Source organism: Paenibacillus sp. 2RAB27 (assembly GCF_052115445.1).
Taxonomy (GTDB): domain Bacteria; phylum Bacillota; class Bacilli; order Paenibacillales; family NBRC-103111; genus Paenibacillus_E.
In genome coordinates this window covers 190,007-216,682 of record NZ_JBFRGR010000011.1, presented here as the reverse complement: position 1 = coordinate 216,682, position 26,676 = coordinate 190,007, and the positions used below count along the sequence as shown (strand labels likewise).

Annotated in this window: 13 protein-coding genes; all 13 read right to left on the bottom strand. The window is 45.0% G+C overall.

Features of this window, described 5'->3' with window-relative positions:
- Positions 1–446 precede the first annotated feature (446 nt).
- The 13 genes from AB4114_RS17565 to AB4114_RS17505 all read right to left on the bottom strand — a co-directional run bounded on the left by AB4114_RS17565 (position 447) and on the right by AB4114_RS17505 (position 26,648).
- Entirely contained in the window at positions 447–2,348 is a 1,902-nt protein-coding gene (locus tag AB4114_RS17565) for a substrate-binding domain-containing protein (protein WP_441989619.1), read from the bottom strand.
- Between the two features lie 4 nt (positions 2,349–2,352).
- Positions 2,353–3,555, bottom strand: a complete 1,203-nt coding sequence (locus tag AB4114_RS17560) for a response regulator transcription factor (protein ID WP_441989618.1) — start codon at positions 3,553–3,555, stop codon at positions 2,353–2,355.
- Positions 3,556–3,566: 11 nt separating this feature from the next.
- A complete protein-coding gene (locus tag AB4114_RS17555; RefSeq protein WP_441989617.1) occupies positions 3,567–5,354 on the bottom strand; it encodes a cache domain-containing sensor histidine kinase in 1,788 nt (595 codons plus the stop codon).
- Positions 5,355–5,405: 51 nt separating this feature from the next.
- A complete protein-coding gene (gene yjfF, locus AB4114_RS17550) occupies positions 5,406–6,434 on the bottom strand; it encodes a galactofuranose ABC transporter, permease protein YjfF (protein WP_441989616.1) in 1,029 nt (342 codons plus the stop codon).
- Positions 6,418–7,458 carry an ABC transporter permease gene (locus AB4114_RS17545; protein WP_441989615.1) on the bottom strand — a complete coding sequence of 347 codons (1,041 nt, stop codon included), beginning with the start codon at positions 7,456–7,458 and terminating at the stop codon, positions 6,418–6,420. The genes yjfF and AB4114_RS17545 overlap by 17 nt, the downstream gene beginning before the upstream one ends.
- Positions 7,445–8,965: a sugar ABC transporter ATP-binding protein gene (locus AB4114_RS17540; RefSeq protein ID WP_441989614.1), complete on the bottom strand. Its 1,521-nt coding sequence runs from the start codon at positions 8,963–8,965 to the stop codon at positions 7,445–7,447. The genes AB4114_RS17545 and AB4114_RS17540 overlap by 14 nt, the downstream gene beginning before the upstream one ends.
- Before the next feature lie 106 nt (positions 8,966–9,071).
- Positions 9,072–10,103, bottom strand: coding sequence for an ABC transporter substrate-binding protein (locus tag AB4114_RS17535; RefSeq protein WP_236286665.1), 1,032 nt, complete (start codon positions 10,101–10,103; stop codon positions 9,072–9,074).
- 187 nt (positions 10,104–10,290) lie between these two features.
- Positions 10,291–13,095, bottom strand: a complete 2,805-nt coding sequence (locus AB4114_RS17530; protein ID WP_441989613.1) for a family 43 glycosylhydrolase — start codon at positions 13,093–13,095, stop codon at positions 10,291–10,293.
- Between the two features lie 782 nt (positions 13,096–13,877).
- On the bottom strand, positions 13,878–14,930 hold the full coding sequence (locus AB4114_RS17525) for an S-layer homology domain-containing protein (RefSeq protein WP_441989612.1): 1,053 nt from the start codon (positions 14,928–14,930) through the stop codon (positions 13,878–13,880).
- Between the two features lie 30 nt (positions 14,931–14,960).
- Complete coding sequence (locus AB4114_RS17520; RefSeq protein WP_441989611.1) at positions 14,961–20,408, bottom strand: family 43 glycosylhydrolase; 5,448 nt, start codon at positions 20,406–20,408, stop codon at positions 14,961–14,963.
- A gap of 606 nt (positions 20,409–21,014) precedes the next feature.
- Positions 21,015–22,217, bottom strand: a complete 1,203-nt coding sequence (locus AB4114_RS17515; protein WP_441989610.1) for a multidrug effflux MFS transporter — start codon at positions 22,215–22,217, stop codon at positions 21,015–21,017.
- Between the two features lie 154 nt (positions 22,218–22,371).
- Entirely contained in the window at positions 22,372–23,316 is a 945-nt protein-coding gene (locus AB4114_RS17510) for a hypothetical protein (RefSeq protein ID WP_441989609.1), read from the bottom strand.
- Positions 23,313–26,648, bottom strand: a complete 3,336-nt coding sequence (locus AB4114_RS17505) for a DUF5107 domain-containing protein (protein WP_441989608.1) — start codon at positions 26,646–26,648, stop codon at positions 23,313–23,315. The genes AB4114_RS17510 and AB4114_RS17505 overlap by 4 nt, the downstream gene beginning before the upstream one ends.
- Between the last annotated feature and the right edge of the window lie 28 nt (positions 26,649–26,676).

Sequence of the window (26,676 nt, the reverse complement as noted above, 5' to 3'; positions counted from 1 at the left end):
GCAGTAGCACAAAACATAAAAAAGATCGCCCGACAGCTTGCGAAGTGCGCAAACAAAAGGGGGATCTTTTTTATTGCATGTAAATATGCGTGGAAAGCAAATTGGAGGGTATTGAAAGTTTCATGAAAGCGCTTTACTCGACAGCCTGATTTTCTACATCTATTTTCGCCAAAAGTAACTCGTCGAGCTCGATTGGCTGAAATTAACAACAGAAAATCCATCTATTTACTTTAACAGCCGAAATCCTGTCCATTTAGATGTATAAAATCCATTTATTTACCGCATCACTTAGGTGGAAGTTTTCGTCCAACGCACACGGATTCTTAATGCGCGTTGGGGCAGACACATGTCGGCGGTCAACATACTTTCTGGCGTACAAATGAAAAACAAGTCTAGTAAATGGGCTCAATCGTGCGCCCTTTACTAGACTTGTTACCCTAATTTCTTTAGTATTTCCGTGTCGTAACATCCCGCTTGGCTGTGTCTTGCGCGAAGATTCCCTCGGCAGTAATAATATTGACCGGAATTTCTTTCCCTGCCGCAAGCTCCTTGGCGGCTTTAATAATTTGCGGTCCCAAAAGCGGATTGCATTCTACAGACATATTCAACTTACCAGCGGTCATAGCCTGAAAAGCAAGCTTCGTGGCATCCACGGAAATCACGCCAATATCTTTGCCAGGCTTCATCCCCGCCTGTTCAATGGCCTTGATGGCCCCAAGCGCCATATCATCATTATGAGCAAACACATACTGAGGCACATGACCTTCAGCAATGATCTTCGACATCAATTGTTGACCGCTAGCATACGTAAAATCGCCTACTTCCGAGGCAATAATATTGAAATTGGCTTGCTGAGAAAGCACTTCCTCAAAGCCTTGTCTCCGTTCAATCGCGGGAGCTGACCCCGGTGTACCCTGCAACTCTGCAATTGTCGTGACCCCGCTCACGTTTTTCTTATTCTCGACAAGCCAACGCGCTGCGCGGCGTCCTTCTTCAACAAAGTCAGACCCTATGAACGTCGTCCATAAGGAATCATCCTCGACTTTCACCTTACGATCCGTCAATATAATCGGAATACCTGCAGCTTTGGCCTCAGCCAAAACTTCATCCCAGCCTGACTCAACAAACGGCGTAAATGCGATCACATCCACCTTGGACTTAATAAAGTTGCGAATAATGGCTATTTGTCTTTCTTGATTTCCTTCTGCATTCTGGATGAGCAAATCAATGGCAGGATCTTTCCCCGCAGTGGTCATAATCGATTCCGTATTCGCTGCACGCCAACTGCTTTCGGAGCCAACAACGGCAACGCCAAGCTTCATCTTCTTCGTGTTTCCAGTCCCCGGAATGATTTTTGGCAAAGACTCAGCTTCGTCACCGTCAACATTACCAGGGTAAGCGTTATCATTTGTAATCACATGACTGCGTAAAATAATCTTCTTCGGAATAACCTTTTCTTGATTCAAAATATCAAGGGCATACTGAATGGACTCTTTCCCACCAGTTGGACTTGTTACCGTACCGCTAAGCGTGCCTTGCTTGACCAGATCGTAACCACCGTTCATCGTCTCGAGTCCATCAATTCCGATGATTTTCACATCATGCAATCCGAGGGACTCGACAGCACGATACGCCCCAAGCGCCATGGCATCACTGTGAGCAAATACGAGCTTAATATCTGGTTCTGCCGTTAATGTTCGTTTCAACTCATCTTCCGCCTGATCACGCCGCCAATTGCCATCAATGACTTTGGTAATATGCAGCGCCGGAGTCTTCTCCAGATAGTCACGAAAGCCGAGACTTGTTTCCTCCACGGATGAGGAGCCTATTGCTCCTTTGATCTCAACAATTTTCGAAAACTTGCTTCCTAATAAATCAGCAGCCAACTTACCCGACTTCTTACCTATGGCTAAATTATCAGAGCCAATGAACATGGAATAATCATACCCTGTGACGCCTCGGCCAAGTACGATAACCGGCATATCCTTATAGGCCTCTTTGACAATAGGCGTGAGCTTCTCCGAATCATTTAAAGAGATGATGAGAAGATCAATTCCATAATGTAAAAGTTTTTGCACATCATTGATTTGCTTTTCACTATTTTCAGCGGCATCCGTAAAAATAAGTCTGACATTCTTATGTTTCTCGGCCTCATTGCGAATTTCATTGTACATGGCAATTTGCCTGGATTCATTCAAGTTCGGCTGGCTGATCCCGATCAGGAAATCCTTGTCGGCCTTATCCGACTTTAAACTAACAACGCCAAAAATGGCTAGAATGATGGCCGTAAGCGCCATCACTCCAATAAATCCATATCCAACTAAACGCTTCTGTGAGTTCCCAATCATATGTCTATTCCCCACGTCTTCTATATTCCAATGGCGATACACCCATCACTTTTTTGAACGTATGACTGAAATAATGCTGTGATTGATAGCCAACTCGCCTCGAAATCTCATACATTTTAGATGTGGGGTCGTTCAAATATTGAATCGCTTTTTTAATTCGGATATCCGTTAGACAATCAATAAATGATTTGCCGAGATCCCGTTTTAACAATTTGCTTAAATAGGTCGCATTCACATTCATCTGCTCGGCAACCTCAGACAATGATAGATCTTCTCTGTAATAGTAGGTTTCCAAATATTTCTTCGTCATCATTACAATCGGTGTCAATGTATTTTCTTTGCTGAGGCTGTTCTTCAACTCATGATAAAGCGAAGGAATCTCCTCCAGCTGTTCGGTGACAACATGGGTAAGGAGCATGCTGACACCCAAATATTGCTGCACGGAATGTTCAAACTCCTCATACTTCGCATGCAGAGCCGTCAGATCGCTTACTTGCGAGATCGCAACAATGAATCCATGTTCAACGCTGAGAACTGCAGATATCGGAACCTCAGGAAGCATTTCGGTCAAAATATTTTTGATTGCAAACTCGAGCAGCTGCGGATCCCATGTCTTCGCCGGTGCATTGATCGTCATTTTGCCCAGAGATTTCACTAGAAGTAGACTGACAGGTCCTTGAAAATTCAGCTGATAGAACTCATGATCCTCGTCAAATTGATCCTGAGTTAGTCTTTCCGTAATCCAACTGCGCAAAAAATCTTCCCGCATGGTCACGGCTTTGTCTTCAAATTTATGATTCATCCACTGTGTGTATCTTTGCTGAATCCGATCTTTGTTTAAAACCTCTGCTGCTTTGCTTACAACGGCTTGAAGTTCTGATTTCTGAACAGGCTTCAATAAATAATCGAAGACATTCAGTCTAACTGCTTGTTGCGCATAAGAAAACTCATCATGCCCCGATATCACAATGACTAAGCATCCAGGAACCTCATTTTGCAAGCGTTCAATAAGTTCCAGTCCACCCATAATAGGCATATTAATATCGACAAACATGAGATCAGGACGTACGGTAGCAGCTACTTCAAGAGCTTGTTGGCCATTCTCAGCTTCAGCCACAACCTGTATGCCCATATCTCCCCATGGCAGCGCTTTACATAGACCATTGCGAATGCGAGGCTCATCATCTGCAATCATCAGTTTCAACATCCGTTGTCACCTCATCCTGTTTTTTTAACAACTTGTATCAAAGGATGCCTCACTTCAATAGTTGTCCCTTTGCCAAGTTCACTAAAAATCTGAAGGCCATAAGCCATACCGTAGGTGAGCTGTATCCGCTCATTCACGTTGAACAAACCGATGCCATACTGATCCGAACGATGCTTCTCACCGCGTAAAATCTGATTAAGCTCTTCCAATTTCTCTGGCGGAATACCTGCCCCATCATCCTGAATACGGAAATAGATCATATCCAAATGCCTCTCTGCACTAATGCTGATCGTACCTTTCCCTGTTCGCGCTTTGATCCCGTGATAGATCGCATTTTCAATCAAGGGCTGCAGAATGAGCTTCAGCACAAAGTATCGGTACAGCTCTTCCGAAATGTCAAACTGAATATCCAACTTATCCATATAACGTGACATCTGAATAATCATGTAGCTTTCTGCGTGTTTCACTTCGTCTCGAATCGGAATCCACTCATAGCCTTTATTCAAGCCAATCCGGAATAAATTCGTCAGCGCCCCAATAATTTCAATGATATCGTCAGCTTCATATTCCTGAGCCATCCATTGAATGGTATCCAGCGTATTGTAGAGGAAATGCGGCTTTATTTGCGCTTGCAGCACTTGCAGCTCCGCTTCCCGCTTTTTCTTCTGTTCCACATAAACAAGATTGATTAGATTGTTAATTTCTTCCAACATATGATTGAAGCTGTTCCCTAATTGGCCAATCTCGTCTTTACTTTTTGGAACGAAACGCTGATTTAATTCCCCATTCTTGACATTGGTCATCAGACTCATTAACTTGCGTATAGGTCGAATGAGCGTCCCCGTAAAATACGTCGATAAGAAGACTGCCAGCGCCAAGGTAATAATGGTTACAATCAGGGTGTACAGTTGAATATCCTTAACAACCTTCTCATAATCATCATTCGGAATGACACCGATAAACTTCCAATTATTCGTAGTGGAGTCATTATACAGAATGCGATACCGCTGATCTTTAATCGTTTGCGTAAAGCTACCTTGCTGACCGTTATGCAGCATATCACTTTGAATCCGATACACAATATTGTTCGTTGGCGCATACAAAATTTGGTCTTGGTAATCGAGAATATACATAAATCCAGACTTACCTAGTTTGAGATTCTCGAATATCGATTTCAGCATATCCATGCGCAGATCCATCAGAACGACACCTAGGATTTCATGAGTTTGCGGATCCTGCACAGCGTGTACTAACGATAAGACATCGTAGGAACTGTAATTCTGTGAGGTGGCAACATTACGTCCAATGGGATTACTAATGATCAACGTTTCGCCTGGTGCTTTAATCGCGTCCTGATACCAGTCTTCTTCGGTTAGCGAGTCCCGTGTGATCCGATCCATTTCATAAGACACATAGGACCCCTTCTGGTTGACCAGCATGATTCCGGTTACTTCCTTGTTTCTCATGGCATACATCGTCATCATTTTCGTAATCTGTGAATTGTCTCCAGTTAATGGGCCTGAAACCGTAGCCATTCTCAAAAACTGACCGGAAGATGCATCCTCACTAATATAGGAGAGCACATCTTCTAGGTGACGGATATAGAGATCGACATTACTTTCAACTTGATGAATCATTTGCAGCGTATTCGCATCTGCTTGATTTTCAGAGAACGTGCTGTAGGCCCTGCTCCCCCATAAACTTAACGCAAGAATCGAAATGAGAATAATAATTAGAAAGATACTATTCAGCTTAAATCGGATGCTGCGATCCTGCCAGTAACGAATGAGTACACTCACCCCGATCCTCCTCTGTCGTATCTTCCTCTCTTTCTAGTTCTTCTTATACTATCATATCTCAACGGCATTTTGGATTCGCTTTTTCAACTTCTTGCTCGTGGCTGGATTGCGGTTTCTTTCTCTTCGAGCAACAATGACACGCTGTAACGCGATGAAAGCAAACAGGAGGAATCCGATTACGATCTTCGTCCACCACGAACTAAGTGAGMCTTGAAACATAATAATCGTTTGGATAACGCCTGCGCTTAATACGCCAAGCATAGGACCAACTAAATAACCGAATCCTCCTGTTAGCAAAATACCGCCAATGACACAAGCCGCAATCGCATCCATCTCTCCGCCCATCAAATGCAAACCATAACCAGAAAGCATATAGAAGGTGAACACAATACCGCTTAATGCGGAGCAAAAGCCACTGATCGTATAAACAGCCATTTTCGTTGCATAAACGGGCAGACCCATTAGTTCAGCGGAACGTTCATTCCCGCCAATCGCATACACATTGCGGCCAAATGCTGTGAATTTGGACACATAGATGGCTGCTGCTACCATAACTAGGGCGATAACAACTCCAACCGAGATAGTACCGCTGCCTGGCATTGGAATTCTGTAGTTCGAAATGGCGCTATAGATCGAATTATCGATCACAATACTTTCAGGACTTATCAAAAAGCACGTACCTCGCGCCAAAAACATACCGCCTAACGTAACAATCCAAGGGTGGATGTTAAACCGGCAAATCAGATACCCTTGCACACAGCCAAATCCTGTACCAAGCACCAGCACAGACGGCATCACGACAAAAGGATGAATACCTGCTCGCAGCATTACGGCTGAAATAACACTGATTAAAGCAATTAAAGAAGCAACTGATAAATCAATTCCGCCTGTAATAATGACGAAGGCCATGCCCGTTGCTACAATAATAAGAAAGGCATTATCTACAAATAAATTCAGAAATACTTGCATGGAAAAAAAGCTATCAAACATCGCTGAACCCGCAGCGTACAGCGAGAGGAATAAAACAATCGTCGCTAGAATGGTGATGTTAGCCGATGTAATTCTAAATCGTAGTTTCATTAACAAGCACCTTCTTTTCGCTTTTTCTATGGAACAGACTGTTCAATTTCAAAGTTAATACTTCGGATTGAACCAAGCTTACTAGAATAATCACGACAGCTTTTACGACCATCACAGATTCCGAAGGAACACCTAAAGTATAGATGGTGGTCGTCATGGTTTGAATGAACAGTGCCCCTAAGACCGTGCCTCCTAAGTAAAACCGTCCTCCACGCATTGAGGTACCCCCAATGACTACAGCGAGTATGGCATCTAGCTCGAACCACAGCCCTGCATTGTTGGAATCGGCTCCTGTGATATTGGAGGAAACGATGATGCCAGCAAGCCCGGCGCAAAATCCACAAATAATATAAACCGTCAACAGGATACGGCTTGCATGAATCCCCGTAAACTCACTGGATACACGATTGGAGCCAACCGATTCCAAAAACAAACCAAAGGCGGTCTTCCGCGTGACCAAATAGAGAGCTAGGAAAACAAAGGCTGCAATTACGACAGAGAAAGGTATGCCTAACAAATAGCCACCGCCTACAAACCGATAGGCTTTGTTGGAGATCGTAATAATTTGACCTCTCGAGATGAGCTGTGCGATACCACGACCTACTGTCAACAGAATCAGTGTTGCGATCATCGGTTGTATCTTCAGCTTGGCGACCAGTATGCCGTTCCAGAAGCCGCAAAGGGCACCTATAGCTAAACCTGCTCCTAAAGCGAAGACAAACGGAACGTGCTTTTGCATCAGAAAAGCAGCCAAGGAAGCCGAAATGGCTAGTACCGAGCCTACGGAAATATCAATGCCTTCCATCGCAATGACAAGCGTCATCCCAAGCGCAATAATTAATATCGGTGTTCCACGATTCAGAATATCAATGAGACTCCCAAATAAGTGACCATCTTGCATACGAATATTGAAAAAGCCCGGTGTAAAAAAAGCATTGAAGATCAAGATTAAAATAATGCCAACAGAGGGCCACAATAACTTCTTTTGTGCCAAATTCTCATATAGGGTGTTAAATGGCTTCATCTCTGCTCCCTCCTTCTGCAATCATATGCATAATCCGTTGTTCCGTTATATCTTCACCCGTCAATTCGCCGATAATATCGCGATCTCGCAATACCATGACACGATCACAACATCCAATAATCTCTTCCCATTCCGATGTAATCATCAGAATCGTCATGCCTTCCGCTGCGAGCGACAATATTAATTTGCGAATTTCCGCTTTGGAGCCGATATCGATTCCCCGAGTCGGTTCATCCAAGATAAGCAGCTTCGGATTCGTAGCCAACCAACGAGCTAAAATGGCTTTCTGTTGATTTCCCCCACTCAACTGATCAATGCGTTGTTCCATACTGGACGCTTTAATATGCAGAAGATCCGTATAGTGGTTCGCAATCTCCTGCTGTTTACGCAAGGATAACGGCTTGAACAATCCGCGTTTGGCTTGCAAAGCGAGAACTATATTTTCTCGGACCGTCAACTCACCGACAATCCCTTCAACCTTACGTTCCTCTGGGCAAAAGGCAAACCCATGTTCAATCGCTTTCATAGGAAACATCGCTCTCATCTGTTCACTGCCGATGGATAATGYTCCCTCATCCGCCTTATCGATACCAAAAATCAGCTTAGCCATCTCTGTTCGCCCAGAGCCGAGCAGCCCAGCGAGTCCCAAAATTTCTCCTTTATACAACGTTAAATCGAATGGATTGATAGAGCCCTTGCGGCCCAGTTGCTTCACCGAAACCCATACTTCGTTTTTCTTCATGCCAGCCACTTTGCTCTTGTTCTCTTCTACTTTCCACTCTCTGCCAATCATTTTGGAAATCAACTGCATTCTAGGAAGTTCTTCTGTTGGATATTCCCCAACAAGTTCACCATTTCGAAGAACGGTAATTCGATCAGATACCTCATACACTTGGTCCATAAAATGGGTGACGAAGACGATCGCCATTCCTTCATCTCTCAGCTTTCGCATGATTCGAAATAGCTCTTTGACCTCCTGTTGATCAAGACTCGATGTCGGTTCATCTAGAATAAGCAATCCCGATGAAATATCGACCGCACGTGCAATGGCAATCATTTGTTGGAGTGCGATGGAGAATTCGGCCAACGGTTTGGTTACATCGATTAGAATGCTCAGTCGCGCCAGCAGTTCCTCCGATTTGCGATTCATAACACCCCAATCAATGGCCCCTCCCTTTTTGCGAGGCTGTCGACCGATAAATAAGTTCTCCGCTACGGAGATGTTGGGACATAGATTCACTTCTTGATACACCGTGCTAATCCCCAGTGCTTGCGCATCTTTCGGTGACTTAATGCGTACGTTCTGGCCGTTAAGGAAAACTGTGCCTTTATCCATCTCATAGACACCTGTCAAAACTTTAATCAAGGTGGATTTTCCTGCGCCATTTTGTCCCATCAATGCATGAATTTCTCCTCTTCGAAGCTGAAAATCCACATTCGTTAAAGCTTTGACACCGGGAAAAAATTTACTGACTCCGCTCATCACTAACAAGGGATGTTCTTGCATATGGCACTCGCTCCTCTATCGATTTATGAAACGAAATCAAGAGCATCGAACCCGCTCTTGATTTCGTTTTCTCTCTATGACTCCTGTATGTTGTCAACCATTAACATTAGTATTTACGATTTGGAAGCGCATCGATTGCTTTTTGGCCGGAGAACACGTCTTCATTGGATTTAATCCATTTCGGAACTGTTTTACCCGCTTTCAAATCTTTCGCCGCTTGATACAATTGTGGTCCTAGCAACGGATTACATTCCACAACGGTATTTAGCTTGCCAGCTTTAATCGCTTCGAACGCTTCTTTAATCCCATCGATGGATACGATTTTCACATCTGTGCCTGGCTTTTTACCCGCTTCTTCAATGGCTTGAATCGCACCTAGCGCCATGTCATCGTTATGTGCGTAAACGCCTTGAATATCTTTACCTTCTGGCGATTTAAGAATGGCTTCCATGACTTGTTTACCTGTTGCACGGTTAAAATCACCGCTTTGGGATTTTACGATTTTAATGTTCGGATGTTTTTTCATTTCATCATCAAAGCCTTTTTTACGATCATTTGCTGCGCTCGCGCCAACTGTTCCTTCAAGCTCAACAACGTTCCCTTTGTCTCCCATGTGTTCAGCCAACGCTTTAGCTGCATTCTGACCTTCCGTGATGAAGTCAGAACCGATGAAGCTTGTGTACAAATCTTCGTTTTTCTTATCAATACCACGGTCAACTAGAATAACTGGGATTTTAGCGTCTTTTGCTTCTTTTAGAACAGCTTCCCAACCTGTTTCAACAACAGGAGCCATGGCGATGACATCTACTTTTTGAGCGATGAATGAACGGATTGCTTTGATTTGGTTCTCTTGTTTTTGTTGCGCATCGGAGAACTTTAAGTCAATTGTCGGATCAGCTTTCGCTGTATCTTGAATGGATTGTGTTTCCGCACCGCGCCAGCCGCTTTCCGCACCAATTTGCGAGAAACCGATCACTAGCTTGCTGTCGCCAGCTTTGGCAGTCGCTTCCGTTGTCTTTGCCGTGTCAGGCGCTTTCGTTGCCGAAGTTGTTTCTGTTTTGGTCCCGCATCCGGATACCAATGTTGCTAAAACCGTTGCTGCCACTAGGGCCCCCATGAATCTCTTTTTTTGCACCATTTGTGTTTCCTCCTCTAATTAAATGCTTACAATGTAATTGTAGCTTTCTGCGGTGTAAGCGTCTTTACACGCAAAAGTCATTTTTTGCACTATTCCGTCATACCCACTGAAAAGTGGGGCATAGATGTTAAGAAGGGCAGATCTCATGGATCTGCCCCTCTCTGCAACGCGCTATACCTATGCCATGTTATTGGATAATTGCTCTTGCTAAGGCTGCCAGATCGACAATATCAATGACACCATCGTTGTTCAAATCTAACTTCTGCACTTGCGCCCAATTCGGACTGGATGAGGAGAGGCCATAGCTGAAGGCTAGAATGCCAAGATCGCCAATACTCACTTTGCCATCTGAGTTAACATCCGGCGAGTTTGGAGTTCCCCCGCCTGTCACTTGCACGTTGAACGAGACCGGTGCCATTAACGTCTCCACGCCCTTTGCATTGGCAATTCGCGCTGGAGAGATTGAGATGCTCGCATTGTCTGTTGCCCTTAGCGCTTTCCAATGTAGCGTTAGCAAATCGCCATCTGTGGTTACAGTATTCGCTGCGCCAAGACTTGCAAGCAAGATATGTGCTTGCCCTGTGGCAACCTTTTTAAAGCCAAGTACAACGAGACCTTCCTTCTTGGATACGGCCGATTCAAGATCAAGCTTATCCCCATCATAGTTAATGAGGAGATCCTGAGCATAAACCGCATCCTCTGCTCTACTCGGCACATGCGTCAAGCCATATGTCATCTCGAATTGTTGGCCAGCTGGAACGGCCGTCGTACCTGACAATTTTCCCGCTACTTCGCTCGTATCGATGACATTCGGTACATCTGCCTTATACATCGTCAAATAGTCCAAATTCACATTACCAATGGAACTGTTATCAATGCGATAACTGATGACGTTTTTACCTGCTTGCAGACGCAAACGCTGCGAATCGGTAAACCATTCATTCCAATTAATGGCAGTTTTATCAGGGAAAATAGATTTAGCAAATACACCATTCACATAAACATTGATTTTGGCTCTGCCTGGCAATTGCGTTGTCGGGTTATTCGTGGATTCCCCATTCACTTGTTCACCATAGGCATAACGTGTACCAACGATATAATCACCGGCTTCATGGGCCTGTACGACGAAGCTAGCTTCAGCTCCAGATGTTGTTGGCAAATGAATATAACCTGTTCCTTGATAATTGGTATGCGTATTGTCCGGGGTAATATCACCGTAAAGAACCGCATTTTCAGCTTGATACATATCCCCTTGACCGAGATCTCCAGAAGGCAGGTCTTGCCATTCATTCGGTGAAACGGGCTGGCCAAAGTTAGGTGTACCATCTGGATTCCAATCAAATTTCTTAATATTCACTTCACGCCACCAATTGCGACCTGTATCTTTATACACTCGTGAATGATAGATCATCCAATCTTCCGTGCCGTCAGCGGATTTCACAAATCCAGCTCTAGCAGGGCCCGATATTTCACTCGTTGCTACGAAAACATCATTCGTGCGCGACCAAGAACTCGGATTTAATATATTTCCATCGGTATTCATAAAATAGGACAACCGATAGCCATTGGACGCGTAGTCACCTTCTGACATGGTGATAAATACTTTACCGTCTTTTTGTAACACACGCGGACCTTCCCCGCCTCCGCCTGGCAAGAAGGAGCGATCTACTGAAATCGTATACGGATTATCCATTGGAGCAATAGCGGGCCCAATCGGTTCACCTGCACCTAACGTCCCCCAAACCGCATATAATTGTCCCTGATGCTCAAAGACTGTAAAGTCATTCGCTTGCTTATAGACGCCATTCTCACCGGCATAAATAGCCCCTTTATCTATGAATGGGCCTTGCGGATCTGAAGTGGTAGATTCCAATACCGTTGCCATATGTTGATAGCCGTAATCCTGCCGATCCGCACAGTAATAGATGTACCATTTTCCATTAAAGAAGAAGATTTCGGGTGCAAATATACGCGTTTGCGTCCCCATTGAATCAAATACAAGCACCTTTTCACCTTGATCGGTCAGTGTGCGCGATTTGGACACATACACTTTATTATTGGAGTCCAAGTTGCTTGAGGATACGAAATAATAATACCCATCGTGATACGTGACGAAAGGGTCCTGCCCTTGATAAAGCGGGTTGTTAAACTTGTTAAATACCGCCCTGCTTGTGACGCCCATTTCTTTCATAAAATCGGATCTGGCAACCGACACGTTTTGGATCGCTTGCGAGAGACGCGCCACCTTTTCATCATCATTTAATGCTTGGGAATCAATGGTGTTTAGCGTTGTCTGGGCAGTTACCTTCTGGGTGTGAAGGTTGTTTAGTTCGTCTGAGGTGACTTTATTTGCGAAATTGTCCGCTAAGTAATCCATCTTTTGAATTTCAGCAGTCAAATCTTCTTTTTTCGTGACGAGGACATGTTCAGATGGCAGATACAGTGCTGATTCAGGCACGACTTCTCTACGTTGACTTGCGCTTTCCCACTCCATGCGCAGCCAGGAGCCGCCCCAGCCTTGCAGATATTCAACCTTGATATCATAATGCTTCCCTGCTTCTAACGAAATGGCAACACTGTCTTGCGGGTTATCCCATGTTTGTTGCCAGAAATCAATAATCTTTTCGCCGTTAATCCATAATCGGAAACCATCATCGCCAACCATATGGAATGTGTAATCCTCGGAATAATTAGGGACAATGGTGCCTGTAAACCGGGCTGTATTATAATCGGGTGTACCCGACAATTGGTTGAAAATACTTGTAAACGAGTCCCCATTTAGATTAGCAACAGCTCTTTCTCCTCGGAAATCATCGAAGTTAAACACTGTAATATCTTGACGATCATTCGGATTTTTTTCACATTTATAGAAATCTCCCATCAATCCATGACCATCCGAAGTTGGATCTGCTGCACGAACGTTCAATGGTACGTTTACTGTGCCTGTGACCAGAATGCAGGCCATGAGTATGCCGATGACTGCTTTTTTCATTTGTTGCTCCTCCTACGTTCTCGAATTCATTGCTATCGCTACATGTTAGTAAAACAACCGATTGGACTCCTACACTTGCCTACCTAATTCCTCCTTTTCCCATACTTAACGCTTGACTTAAACTTAGCATATTTATCCAAATTTAGATTTGTAATATCCCGCACTTTTGTTCAAATTTCTTCCTTTACTTCAGCCACAACTTCTACCGCTACTTATACCTCTACCTCTACCTCTACCTCTACCTCTACCTCTACCTCTACCTCTACCTTTACCTTTACCTTTACCTTTACCTTTACCTTTACCTCTACTTCTACTTCTACTTCTACTTCTACTTCTACTTCTACTTCTACTTCTACTTCTACTTCTACTTCTGCTTCTGCTTCTGCTTCTGCTTCTACTTCTGCTTCTACTTCTACCTCTACTTATACCTCTACTTGCTGCAAACAACCTCCCCCCGCCACCGCTCCAAACAAATTAGATGGATTTTATGTCGTTATTTTTGCTGATTATCTCCATCTGGGAGTAATAGATGGATTTCCTGCAGTTAATTTAAGCTAAAATCTACCAGACGGCCAATCTGGATCAAATTAGATGTATTTTTTCCATCTATTTACCAATTTAAAGGGGAATCTGAAGAATTAACTGTACATTTTACATTTAATTGGAAAACCACCCACTCGCAACCAATAGATCTCCAGCATCACGCCCTGTTAAGCTTGGAGTGCGCTTCCCTCCCCCGAAAAAAGACCCTCAGGGCACTTACCCTGAAGGTCTTCTGTGTACTACTTCTTTGGCAATAAGTCTGGCTTCTTCAATATGTTATAGATCAGCATCGCTGCTTGCCCACGATTTGTTGAATCTTTCGGGTGAATGCCATCCMCGTAACCGTGAACGAGCCCTAATTTGACCAAGGTGGATACACTGTTTAACGCATAATCTGAGATATCCGAGACATCGTTGAATGGTTGCAAGGCCGCTGCGTCTTGTTGACTCGCTAGTTTCGTAACTTTAGCCAAAGCCCGCTCGGTAAGTACCATCATGTCTTCTCTGGTTACGGATGCTTGTGGATGGAAGAAATTGTTCTCATCTCCTTGGACGATCCCCAGATCTCTGGCTGTGTTGATGGCTTCCTCGTAGTATTTCCCCTGTTCGACATCTCCGAATTGTGCTCCCGCAGCTCCCTTCAGATTTAGCGCTCTCATCAGAAGTACAACATAGTCTGCACGCGAAACAAGAAGTTCTGGGCTAAATACACGATCGCCAGTACCATTTACAACACCTTTGCCTGCTAAGTAGGCTATCGCATCTTCCGCCCAGCTGAAGTCACCTAAATCATCAAAAGGCAGCGAGCTGTCGATTCGGAATTCAGCTTTGGCATCTGGCTGCTGATTGGTACTAGCAAGGTGGGAATCGACCGATTTCACTTTACTTAGCGACATTTCAGCCTTTCCTTGACCAATTGCCTCGAACACCAAGGTATACAACGTTTGATCGCCACTATCTCCATCCACTTTCCCAACCCGCGTATGTGCCAGTTGTATGTGGTTATCCTTCACGACATAAGGAACCGAGAAACCCGGGATTTGCGTCGTAGCGGTCTTCAAAGTTAGAAGTGCTGGATCAAAGTCCACATTCAATTCATACGCATACAAATCCTTCAACTCATGACCCTTGATGACCACTTCTACCTTCTCCCCTTGGGAAGGACTTGGGTTTGAAATTGTAAGTGTGTAAGACGGTGTTGCTGTTTCGGTTGCCGCAAATGCACTAGGTAGTACAGCACTTGTCGTGGTAATTAACATTAGACAACTTACAAACCATTTATGAAATGTCATGTCGATATGCTTCCTCCCTTACCTATATCCTTATTGCATGATTTCACTAGCAACAATGGAAAGATCTTCGATATCTACTTTGTTATCCTTATTAATATCTGCTTTCACTGCATCTGCATCCCAATCTGCATCGCCTTGCTGCTTACCATAAGAAGCCGCTACCATGGCTAAATCGCCGATTGTAACACCAGCACTTCCGTTGATGTCCGTATGATAGACAGGTGGACCCGATGGCTGTTGAAGCTCCAGAATAAGCCTGTCGATCTCGGCAAAATTCGTCTTTTTCGTTAACTTGATCGTATTCAAACCTTGATTCAACGTTATCGTAATGACAGATGGATTATAACGTCCCCATCCGAATTGTTTGTAATCAATGACTTGATTGGCTCCATCGTTAACGGAAACATCTTGCTGAGCAATAACCGCTCCTCCGGTTCCATTTGCAGCCATGACCGTCATTTGGTAAGTCCCCGCTTTTTCAACGTTTACATGAAATAGGATATAGTCGCTTCCAGCTGTGTCCACATGACCTGCCACTTTGCCGCCAGAAGCTTCGTCAGAATTGTTAATTCTCACAGTTCCTCCAAGAATTGCATCCTCTGCTTCATAGCTGTACATAGAGATCGAAGGTGTGCCTGATGGCTCCTGAATCAATGCCCCATAAGCGACCGGTGTGCCGAAGTTTGGCGTGCCATCCGGATTCCAAGTGAACTTCTGTGCACGAACGGAACGATTCGCCCAGCTTCCGCCAGATTTAAGATCAGCATGATAGACAATCCAATCCTCCAAACCATCCGGCGACTTCGTAAATGAGTTATGTCCAGGACCGAATGCTCCCGCGGATTTGCTGAATACGGAACCCGTTTTCGTCCACGAAGCTGGATTAAGGACATTACCATCGTTATTCGTCAGCATGCCTAAATTGTAATTATCAGTCCAACTGCCGCTTGCCGAATATACGATAAAGATTTTATCATTCTTCATCAAAATTTCTGGACCTTCATTGATCGTCGGCGTACCATCAAGCTCCCAAGCTTGATCAGGTGAAGATAATAGCACGCGAGGTCCACTGATCGTCCATGGATTGCTCATCGGCGCAATGTAAATCTTTTGACTCACATTCGTATCGCCTTCCCAACCAGACCATACGAAATACATGGAATTATCATTTTTTACTAACACAGTACCATCAATGGCCCACTTGTCTGAGGCATCGGCAATTTTACCTTTCAATGTATAGCTGCCTTGCGCATCATTCGTATCGCTTTCGAGCACATACATGCGGTGATTATTGTTATTGCCGTCATCCGCTGCAAAATAAATGTACCATTTGCCATTAATGTTCTGAATCTCTGGTGCCCATAAACCTTTGGAATACATTTGTCCGCTAGGCGGTGTGTAGACCGTAACACGAGGCTCGATTCCAATATCCTGAAGACGTTTCGCTTTCACGACTTGAATCGCAGCATCATTTTCCGATTTCACATAATAATAGTAACCATCTTTGAAAACAACGCTCGGATCTGCCGAACCAGCTCCACTTGAGACAGGTACGATCGGATTTTTGAATTTGCCGCTATCCGTCACCGTGATTACAGCAGAAGCTGTTTTTCCACCAGCCGCCGTGACTGTAATCGTAGCAGTTCCTTTGTTGATTCCTTTCACGTTACCGCTCGTATCCACTTGCACGGTACCAGAGTGGCTGGAACTCCACGTAAGAAGCTGGTTGGACGCATCCGCAGGTGAAATGGTTGCCGTCAGCTTTTTCGTTTCATCCACTTTTACAGTCAACGCTTGCGCATTTAAGGAAACAGCATCTACACTTTTTCCTGCAAAAATAGGGGTTACTGCTTGTTTGGTTAGCTGTGTATGTGACCATTTGACATGTAAACTGGCATCTCCMGTTGCGTGAACATATTCCACTTTCACTGGATATTTTTCTCCAGCCGTTAGTGCGATCGTACCGGTTGTTTCCTCTCTTGTGCTGCTTGTTTTATTGACGACCAATGTCTCGCCAATCCACACTTTCGCGACATTATCGCTATCCACGTAAATCGTATGTGCCCCAGAATTCGTCGGTTGCACCGTTCCCATCCAGCGCGTAGAGAAATGATCCTCTCCAATGCCTACAGTTGGGTCTGGCGAACCTGTTCCCTTCTCATTTCCAAGATCGAAATCAATCTTCGGTGTGAACGATGTTTTAGCTAATGTTGTAAAGTTCTCGTCCTTGAAGTAGCTTACGTTAAATACAGGCAGCGTATCGAAAGCTGTTCCTGTTAATGCTTTAATGTCGTTCACATCCCACGGATGACCATCCGGATACGTAATTCCATGGAATGGCATCGACGGCTCCGAAGTTAATGGATTCGTATCCGATCCCCAAGGGAAGCGTGTGTTATCCCGACCGATACCGAATTCCCACATAACGAAACCGATCTCTTTCTGACCGTAATGTTCCACCATACCTGGAACCGTTTGCGTCGATCTATTCATCGCTTCATCCGCAAGAATTCCCTTGCTGACCCCGTAAGGTGTCGGGTAATCGGACTCATACGGATGCCAAGTGATGAAGTCTGACGTAGCATCGCCGCTAAATTGTCCACCTGTTGAGGATACCGGATGGTTGGTGTCGATTTCTTTGATCCAAATACGTGCATCATTCATGATCTGCTTCGTGATTTGATCCATAAGTCCACTCTCGCCATTGCTCGGCTCATTATAAATGTTCCAGAAAGCAATCCGCGAATCATTTTTATGCGCATTGACAATTCCCTGCACATACGCTTTCAATGCATCTTTATTCGCTGCATAGTTGGATTTAACTGCATCCCCAGGACCTTCTACCCAACGGCTGTTATGCGCACCGTAAAGTGGAGCTAATTGTGGCCCCATGACCGGATTGTCATTCCAACAATCATCGAAAAAGGCAAGTTCCACTTTGATGCCATGTTTGTCGGCAAGTTGCAAGAAATCTTCCAGATTGGCTAACAATCTCGCGCTATCGTTTTCCCATAGCAAGTTATGTACGAATATCCGTACAAAGTTGATGCCATACATTTGCGCATAGCCCAATTCACGATCGTTAATCTCATGATCATATTCGTTCCATTGCTGAATCTGATTCACAACATTCGTTGGTACGAAAACTGCGCCTTGTACCCAAGACCAGTCGTACGTCGGCATCTGAACTTCGCCTAAGTCTTTGACACTAATATTGTCATAGCTTGTGGCAACGTAATGAGCTCTGACACCGATCGCCCCAGTTGTATAGGTCGTATCTACCGCACTTACGATATGCTCGCCATTGATATAGATATCGATATGGCTGCCTACCGCTTTCACCTTCATGCGATAGACTGTATTTTGCGTGACTGGATATATTATGGATGCGAGTTCTTTCCAATTGTTATTCAGTCTTCCTAACTGCACACGTCCATTTGAAGTTAGTCCCGCGTAATAACCTTTCATGTTATCTCCGCCATTGCTCGGATTCGTAACTCGGAAAATTAAGCCTGCATTATCGTTATTCACGCCGTTTTTCAACATAATGTCAGCCTCATATTCAAAGTTATCGAAAGAAGTACCCGTTGCAACTGATTTAAAGCCAGGGCCTTTATCCGTTATTTGATAAGCCTTGCTTGCAACATTCCATGTTCCTTCATAGGTCGTCCAACCAGTCGCATTGTCATCGTTAAAATCATCCAAAAAAGTATGGCTGACTAGCGTGAACGTCGCACTCTGAACCGCGGAGTCAAGCATGCCATATTTAGTTGCCATAGCTTTCACCGTCGATGTGGCTGTCAAAGTGATTGGACCGTTATAGAGAGGTGACGCCGCTGTAGGCGTGCTGCCGTCGGTCGTGTAGTGAATGTCGGCACCGACTGTCGGGCTCGATATGGTGACGATTTGCGAACTTGGGAATGAACCCGAATTCGGATTAATAACCGGTGCTGCCACAGGCAGTACCACAGGAGTTAACTGCTTTAATGAAACATTGTCATAAGAAACTTGTAGATTCTCATTCCATGCTCGTAGCCCAACTGTGCCCACCGAGTAGGTTGCATCTGTAAAATCGTAAGCTAACATCTCATTCACATATATGTAAAAATGAGTTCCGATTGCAATCACTTTCAGATGATTGTAGTCATTCGGCTTGACGCCGCTTACAACTGTTGAGGCAATTTCTGTCCATGCGCCATTCGTTCCCGCAGCGCTCATCTTACCGATTTGAAGCTTCCCGGCAGCATTCATGCCGGCGTAGTACGCATTTATTTTATCCACACCATCAGCTGGCGCCGATGTTCGGAAAACCACACCGCTATTGGAAGATACTGCATCCTGCGGGTTCATATCAACTTCAAAAACAAAGTCTTGATAAACCCCTTCCACGACGGACTTTGCCCCTCTAGGATTAGTAGCCACATAATTATAAACGCTTTGCGTTACAGACCATGTCGTTTGGACAGGTTGGCCCAAATAATTCGTCCAGCCTTGCGCATCGCCATCGTTAAAGTCATCGGTGAATGCTGGTGTACATTCCGCAATAATATAAGAGGATGTCACCACATTCGACACCATTTCGCCTGCTTTTTCCGCGTAAGCTTTGATGATCACATCGGATGTCACCACGATTGGTGAAGTATAGATGGGAGAAGATGCATTCGGCAGTGTGCCATCAAGCGTATATCGGATCGTTGCCCCTGCGGTTGGCGTTGTGAGCGCAACATGCTGTTCGCTGTTGTAAACACCAGCAGGTATATCGAACACTGGAGCAGCTGTCTCCGACGACGCATACTCTTTGACCTCGAGATTATCAAAGTTCGTAGTCCCCCACCATGTTCGAAGACCAATAGAACCAGAGGAAGTAATTTGTTTGCCGTCATTATCAACAAAGTCAATCTTCGGCGTAATCATATCATCGATAAACACTTGAATGTGATTGCCTACCGCGACAACTTTCATATGACCACTACTATAAGGATAGGAGACACTTGTCAATTCCTTATATTCGTTGCCGYCTGCACCAACAACTCTGGAGAGCATAAGCTTTTTGTCCACACGCAGTGCAGCGAAATAGCCATTATACCCATCAGCCACGTCACCAGTCGGCGAAGTGACTCGAAATAATAATCCCGATTGATCTGAGTTGATACCAGATACTTGGAGATCCGCTTCATAAACGAAATCTTTAAAATTAGTAGTTTGAAATACCGTCTTGGAACCTGGTGAACCCGTCGTTCTATACTGTTTCGATGCATTGACTGTCCAAGACCCTCTGTTCCCTGCATTCTCGGATCCATACGTTGTCCATCCGTCTGCAAGTCCATCATTAAAATCCTCCCGAAACACAGGCAATGGATCACCCGTTGCTGCGGATACAGATGCAGCAGGCAATAATGAAACTGTCATACATAACAGCAGCATATACGCCCAAGCTTGTCGAATCTGTTTGCGATGAAAAGCCATTACACGTTTCAACCGATTTCCTCCCTCTACAATCAACAATGTCATTCATGCTTATCCTTATTTTGACTGATGAACACTTTCATGTATTTAGATTATTTGGCATTCCTTTATACTTTTCCGACAATTCGCAAAAAAAAGAGCCCAACCATCTCAATGATGGTTGGGCCGACTTGCTTACTATTGTGTGTGATAATACGACTGTCTCCTTTGAAGGCCTGCTCTCTATGCTTTCCAGGATTGACGCCAAACCTCTTGAGGAATTGGTGACTAAGATACGAGGCATCCCCAAACCCGCATGCAGAAGCGATTTCTGCAAGGCCAACTTTTCTTCTATTAACTGGAAAATATGTAGCTATTCAAACGAAATTTGCTCAAAAAATCGATATAACTGTAAAACATGTAGTTAAAAATGCCTTTTTTGTTCCGATCGCGTAAAATGGATTAAATTAGCTGTAGGTTATCCATCTATTCAGCGCTAGATCGAGAAATCCAAAAATGTAACTGTAGAAAATCCATCTATTTGTCCCTCAAACTTATAAATTCTCTCGTGCAAATAAAAAATGCCCGAGATTATCCCGAGCATTCCAAAACAAACGTACAATTGTGTTAGTGACTTCCTCAAGCCGTTTCTTTCGACCCTTTTTTCACTAAAAGGAAGTAAGACAGCATCGCTGCAGCGCTTGTTGTTAAAATAATGACACCCAGCGGAACCGCCGTGTGTTCCCCAGCAATCCCAACTAGCGGAGAAACGACCGCTCCGAGTAAAAAGGGTACGACACCCATTAACGCGGCCGCGCTGCCTGCCATATGTCCCTGGCTCTCCATCGCAAGCGGAAAAGCTGCTGTCGATGTAATACCGATCGACGCTACAAAGAACACAAGCGGGATCACGAGTGCATATAACGGCCCATGGAATATTCCCACTAGCAAGACGGCAATGCTGGCTGCTCCAGCCATATATAAACCGAGCAACAAGAAGAATTGCTCCGACACACGATGAGCCATCCGACCGACCAACTGAGAACCGATAATCAAGGTAATTCCATTGGAACCGAATAACAATGCAAATACCGTAGGGGAAACCCCATAAATATTTTGATAAATAAATGGTGTGCCCGAGACGTAAGCGAATACCCCCGCGATCATGACCCCCTGCGCAAGCATATAACCCGTGAATGAGCGGTCGCGCAAAAGCGATCCATAATTGCGCAGTTGCTGAGCAAAATTACTAGGACTGCGGCGCTCCATAGGCAGCGTTTCTTTGAGACTCCATTTGGTCATGGCAAGGAGGAACATCCCCAGGAACGCTAATGCAACGAAGACGCCAACCCAGCTTGTTAGCGATAGAAAACCGCTTCCGGCTACAGGCGCCACAAGTGGGCCTAAGTTTCCGACAAGTAAGAGCAATGAGAAAAATTTGGTGAGTTCGTGGCCGCTAAACATGTCACGTGCAATTGCCCGAGAAATGACAATGCCCGCTGACGCAACAAACCCCTGCACAAGTCGTGCAAAGATCAGCAGCCATATACTCGGTGCGATCGCGCAAGCTATGGATGCCACAACATAGAGAGCCATGGAAATGAGCAGCGGTTTGCGCCTGCCGTAGACGTCACTGAGTGAGCCCATAACCACTTGGCCAACACCAAGTCCGAGTAAACAGGCGGTCAGGCTAAGCTGTACGAGGGATGCTGTTGTACCGAATTTCTCTACAATCTGTGGAAAGGCCGGTAAATACATATCAATGGTAAAAGGGCCAAGTGTCGAAAATAAACCGAGCAGCAGCGCTAGTCGAACGACATGCTGATTGTTCTTGTTTGTCATCTTATGAGTTTCTCCTATACTCCCATTCCATATCCGGAACTTTTCTCTGTATTTGGTTACACCATAACATAACTGTATTGTTTTTGACAACAGTTAATTGTGCGCATCGAAATGAAAAACAGACAACTGATCATTCATCAGTTGTCTGCTTCTTTCATTTTATAACTTGCTGCCAATCACCAGCACCAAGGATGAGTTCAACATGCCATTCATAGGAGGTTTTGGCTGCAATCCATTGCGCCGTCCCGTTATCGACGGCCATTTCAAGTGAATCGTAATAACCAATACTAGGCTCTAGTGCACACGTAACTCGATCATTGAACATCCCTTCGTCTATCCATACCCCAAGATAGGGAACCTTCTCAGGAGACACAGATACAAGTAGAAAGTTACCACTATCTTCACCTAGTAAGCCAGACCACCCTTCTGACACCGGTCCATTATAATAAAACTTTCGCCCATCACCCGTCACGACTGGGGAGAGCAGCGATACATCCTTCCAGGGATAGGAAGCGCCATTCTTCAAGGTATGACCCTCGTACACACAGAGCATCTCTTCCATCTCTGCTGGAAGAAGTATGCGTGTAGGCTCTGTGATGGCAAACTGCGGATGTGGCACCCACAGGAAGGGAATAGACTGGTCGCTCGTATTCTCAATCTGGTATGTCAGCCTTACTCGATCCCCAGCTGTGAACGATATTCGTCTCGTAAAGCAATATGGAAGCTGTGGACTCTTAACCAAGCAAATAATCTCGTTCTCTTCGATCGTATATGCCCAAGGGAGTGCCCATACTTCACCATGATCGGGCACATTCACACGCTTATCCAATTCCCACGGACATGCCGCAATCGTTGGAAAACATTCATCCCAGCCGCTCATATCCCAATCTGTGAAGGTAGAGCCGTATTCAGGTACTTGCAGTGCACGATCACCCGAATCCAGCATCCATTCCTTTTCGGTTGTTTTATTCACGATGGAGACCAATTTCCCTCCGAGTTTTGGGACTGTTTCTATACGGATCTGTTCACTCTCAAGCATGATCGATGTAAAGCCTTTATACAATCCCATTTGCACGTGTACGACACAGGGACTACTCATTCAATCCATCCACGATGAATCCGTGCACCCGTATGATTCGCTTCCATAAGAAGCGCTAAGTCAAATTGCTCCTTTGCCAGCTCCTTATGCCCCAAACCAAGATGCCCAAGCCCCATCATGTAACGGCAATGAACTTCATTACGGACATTCAAATTATCTTCGAACACGAGGAAGTCCGGTAAAGAAACCGCGAAATAATCGAATTTCACTTCATCAAATAGATGCTTTTCGGCATAATCAACCAATTTATTAAAGCGACGTTTAGCTTCTTTCTCATTACCTAATGCTAGCCAAGCCATCCCTTGATAGAAAATCATATCTGGCGGCTGATCATTGTAATACATCGCGCTGGCCGGCTCTTCTAATCCTTGCGATGCAATGCCGAAACACTCCTGCGCAAGCTCAGTTTCATGTAATCTTAGATGTGCAAGGCCGAGATAGTAATACACATTGTTTTCTTGTGCGCCTGATAGTTTACCTTCTCCTAAATTATCTGGATAGACGAGCGCATGCCGCAATAAAGTGACCGCCTCTTTATAGCGATTCTCGGCCAATGCTTGTTTGGCTAGTTCAACTTGTGCAAATACATGTTGGCCAGTCACTTTGCCTTCCCCACCTTCCCAAGGGTGGAAACTACGTGCTTGGAGGGCTTGAACAGCTTGCTCATGGAAACCTTGTGCATTCAGTAGGGTAATATACTCGACATAGAGATCGTCGCGCTTGTTAACCAAAGCTTGATGTTCCCCAAGCTTTGCGCAGCGGATCTCTGCTGTGTATCCAAGTTTTTTGTACAATTGATCCAACTCGTAGAAAACACGTGCATCATCTTGTCTGCAAGCGAAAGCCGTCTCCATAGCCGTAAGGGCTGATGCTGCATCACCGCGCTTGTTGAAATAAGCGAKGGACAGATTGCGATGTACCGTTGGGAAATCATCTCGTATTGAACGTGATGCTTCCCAATGCGTAATTGCATCTTCGTGTCTTCGTTTATCGTAATACCAATTTCCCAGATAGTAATGCGCTTTGTCATCGGATGCATCGACTGCGATCACACTTAGCAGCACTTGTAAATCGAATAAGCTATTCGGGAAGCAGTAGTCTGATGCTGCCGTATTGCCAGCCTTACGATACAATGCTCCTCGTTCCGAATGACCAATTCGCTCATTCAGATAGCTCAATGTGTAAGCCAACATAGGATATACGTCTGACTGATTGTGATCTTCCACGACGCGGTCCAGCAATTCAATCGCTTCCTCAAACAATCCGCAATTCGCATAATCGGCTGCTACATTCAAATAATTATGGGCATCTCCGCGCATCAGTCGCACAAGCTCAGCTTTCACTTCGTTAGCTAGGGATTGGTCACCTAGACTGGAAAGCGTAAGGTATTTCTCATTAGCTGAACCGAAATCAGCGATATCAAGGGCCAATGTCTCTTGGGAGTAGACGAATGCTTCTTGTGTCCGTCCAAGCTTGCGAAGAAGCGCAGCTTTCAGATGGCGAGCTTTGTAATTGTGTGCGTTCCGTACCAGTGAACGTTCAACGAGTTCCAACGATTCTCCGTAAACACCTTTCTCACATGCAATTTGTGCAAGTGTGAAGAAACCAGCGTCCTGCCAAGCGGCAGACCATGTCGATTTATATAGCGCAGCAAAAGCTTCTTCCAAACGTCCTTGAAGCTTAAGCGAAACACCTAACTGATAGAGAGCTTCACTGTCATAAGGATTCGGGTTCCGCCACGTGAGCGACTTCACCGCTGTACGGAAATGAGCTTCTGCTTCCGTAAATAAACCGCGGCGGAGTAACAGTGTTCCGTAGGCGACATTAATTCGGCTGTCGCTTGGGTCACGTTTTAATCCTTCCAAGTAATAAGCCTCAGGCTCGAACGTTGCATGGCGATACTGTTCCAGATGCAGCCCAGCCAAATATAGCTGCTCATTCGTTTGCAACTCTTCCGGAGACTGCAGCGGCTTAGCTGCATCGGGCACTTGCTCAATGGATGGTTTCGCAGGCTGATAAGCAATCAGCAAGGTGCCATTGGCGTCCCGAACTGTCAGTTTCAAGTCGTGTGGTTGATCGTTGCCATCCAGTGTAATCACGGACTTGAACGTTTGCGTTGGGGATAGCTCGGCAACTTCCTTCAAATATGTGCGGCCACGGCCTTTCAGTTCCACGACAGCGCCCTCAAATAGGGAAGTCGCATAAGCAAGCACAGTCGCTTCGCCTGTCTTGTCATCAACTTCTAAGTTGATGGCCGCATCGATGGATGCATTTTTCACGACACCGATATTTTTGTAAGGCATGAAATATTGCTTGAATGATTTCTCTTCATACGGCTGAAGCCACGTGAAATCAGGTTGATTGTCTGTGTAAACACCTGTCATCAATTCGATGTAAGGGCCATCTTCATCGGTTAGATTGCGATCCCATGCTTGGCCGAACTCGCCATTCCCCCATGTCCATTGCTTTTTCCCAGGTGAAACATGATGATTCGCTACGTGAAGCAAGCCTGCCCCAACACCATGATCATAACCGCCGACGAAGTTATAGTCGGATTTATAAGCCATATAGGAGGTCGGCACCGGAATATTTTTATAGCGTGAAATATCAACGCCAGCCGAGTAGTCCATTTTGTAATACGTTCCTGTCGCGATTGGAAATCTAGATACATCCCGTTTACCATGGTCGAACACCGCAGTTACATCTGGAGGAAATACCGATTGCGTATGCTCATTCACCGCTACCGCCGGGTTAGCCCACCATAGGAATGTCTGTGGTTCCGGCGTTCGATTGTACAGCTGAGCTGATATTTCCAGATACGCTTTGCCCGGATAGAGGGTGAAACCCGCTGTAACTTTCGTTCCATACATCCGATCAATTTCACTAACCCAAACGGTCGCGCTGCCATCTTCATTTTCGGTTAGCTTATACTCAACTGGACCATACGTATTCGGACGGTGATGCTGAGGCCAGTTAAACTCGATACCGCCTGAAATCCATGGTCCTGCCAGGCCAACCAAGGCCGGCTTGATCACGCGATTGTAATAGACGAAATCGTAATCATTCGTTTTATCTAGGGCACGGTAAATGCGTCCGCCAAGTTCAGGCATGATCTCAATGCGAACATATTCGTTTTCCAACATCACCATTTGATAGGGTTGTGGTTTCTTCTCATCTTCAATTTTATCGATAACCGGATGCGGATACACCTTACCCGAACTTCCTTGATAGACACGTTTCTCTAGGAACATGGGATTGCGATCTGGCTCTCCGATAGCATAAGTCGGAATCGACGTTGTTTCTTCCCAAATGCGAACTTTCTGACTCAACATGATCACTCCTTTATCTTATTGTCTCTAC

Excerpts from the sequence above, each read along its gene's own strand:
- AB4114_RS17545 (WP_441989615.1), bottom strand. The coding sequence starts at position 7,458 with ATGAAGCCATTTAACACCCTATATGAGAATTTGGCACAAAAGAAGTTA.
- AB4114_RS17515 (WP_441989610.1), bottom strand. The coding sequence starts at position 22,217 with ATGACAAACAAGAACAATCAGCATGTCGTTCGACTAGCGCTGCTGCTC.
- AB4114_RS17535 (WP_236286665.1), bottom strand. The coding sequence starts at position 10,103 with ATGGTGCAAAAAAAGAGATTCATGGGGGCCCTAGTGGCAGCAACGGTT.
- AB4114_RS17560 (WP_441989618.1), bottom strand. The coding sequence starts at position 3,555 with ATGTTGAAACTGATGATTGCAGATGATGAGCCTCGCATTCGCAATGGT.
- AB4114_RS17530 (WP_441989613.1), bottom strand. The coding sequence starts at position 13,095 with ATGAAAAAAGCAGTCATCGGCATACTCATGGCCTGCATTCTGGTCACA.
- AB4114_RS17565 (WP_441989619.1), bottom strand. The coding sequence starts at position 2,348 with ATGATTGGGAACTCACAGAAGCGTTTAGTTGGATATGGATTTATTGGA.
- AB4114_RS17510 (WP_441989609.1), bottom strand. The coding sequence starts at position 23,316 with ATGAGTAGTCCCTGTGTCGTACACGTGCAAATGGGATTGTATAAAGGC.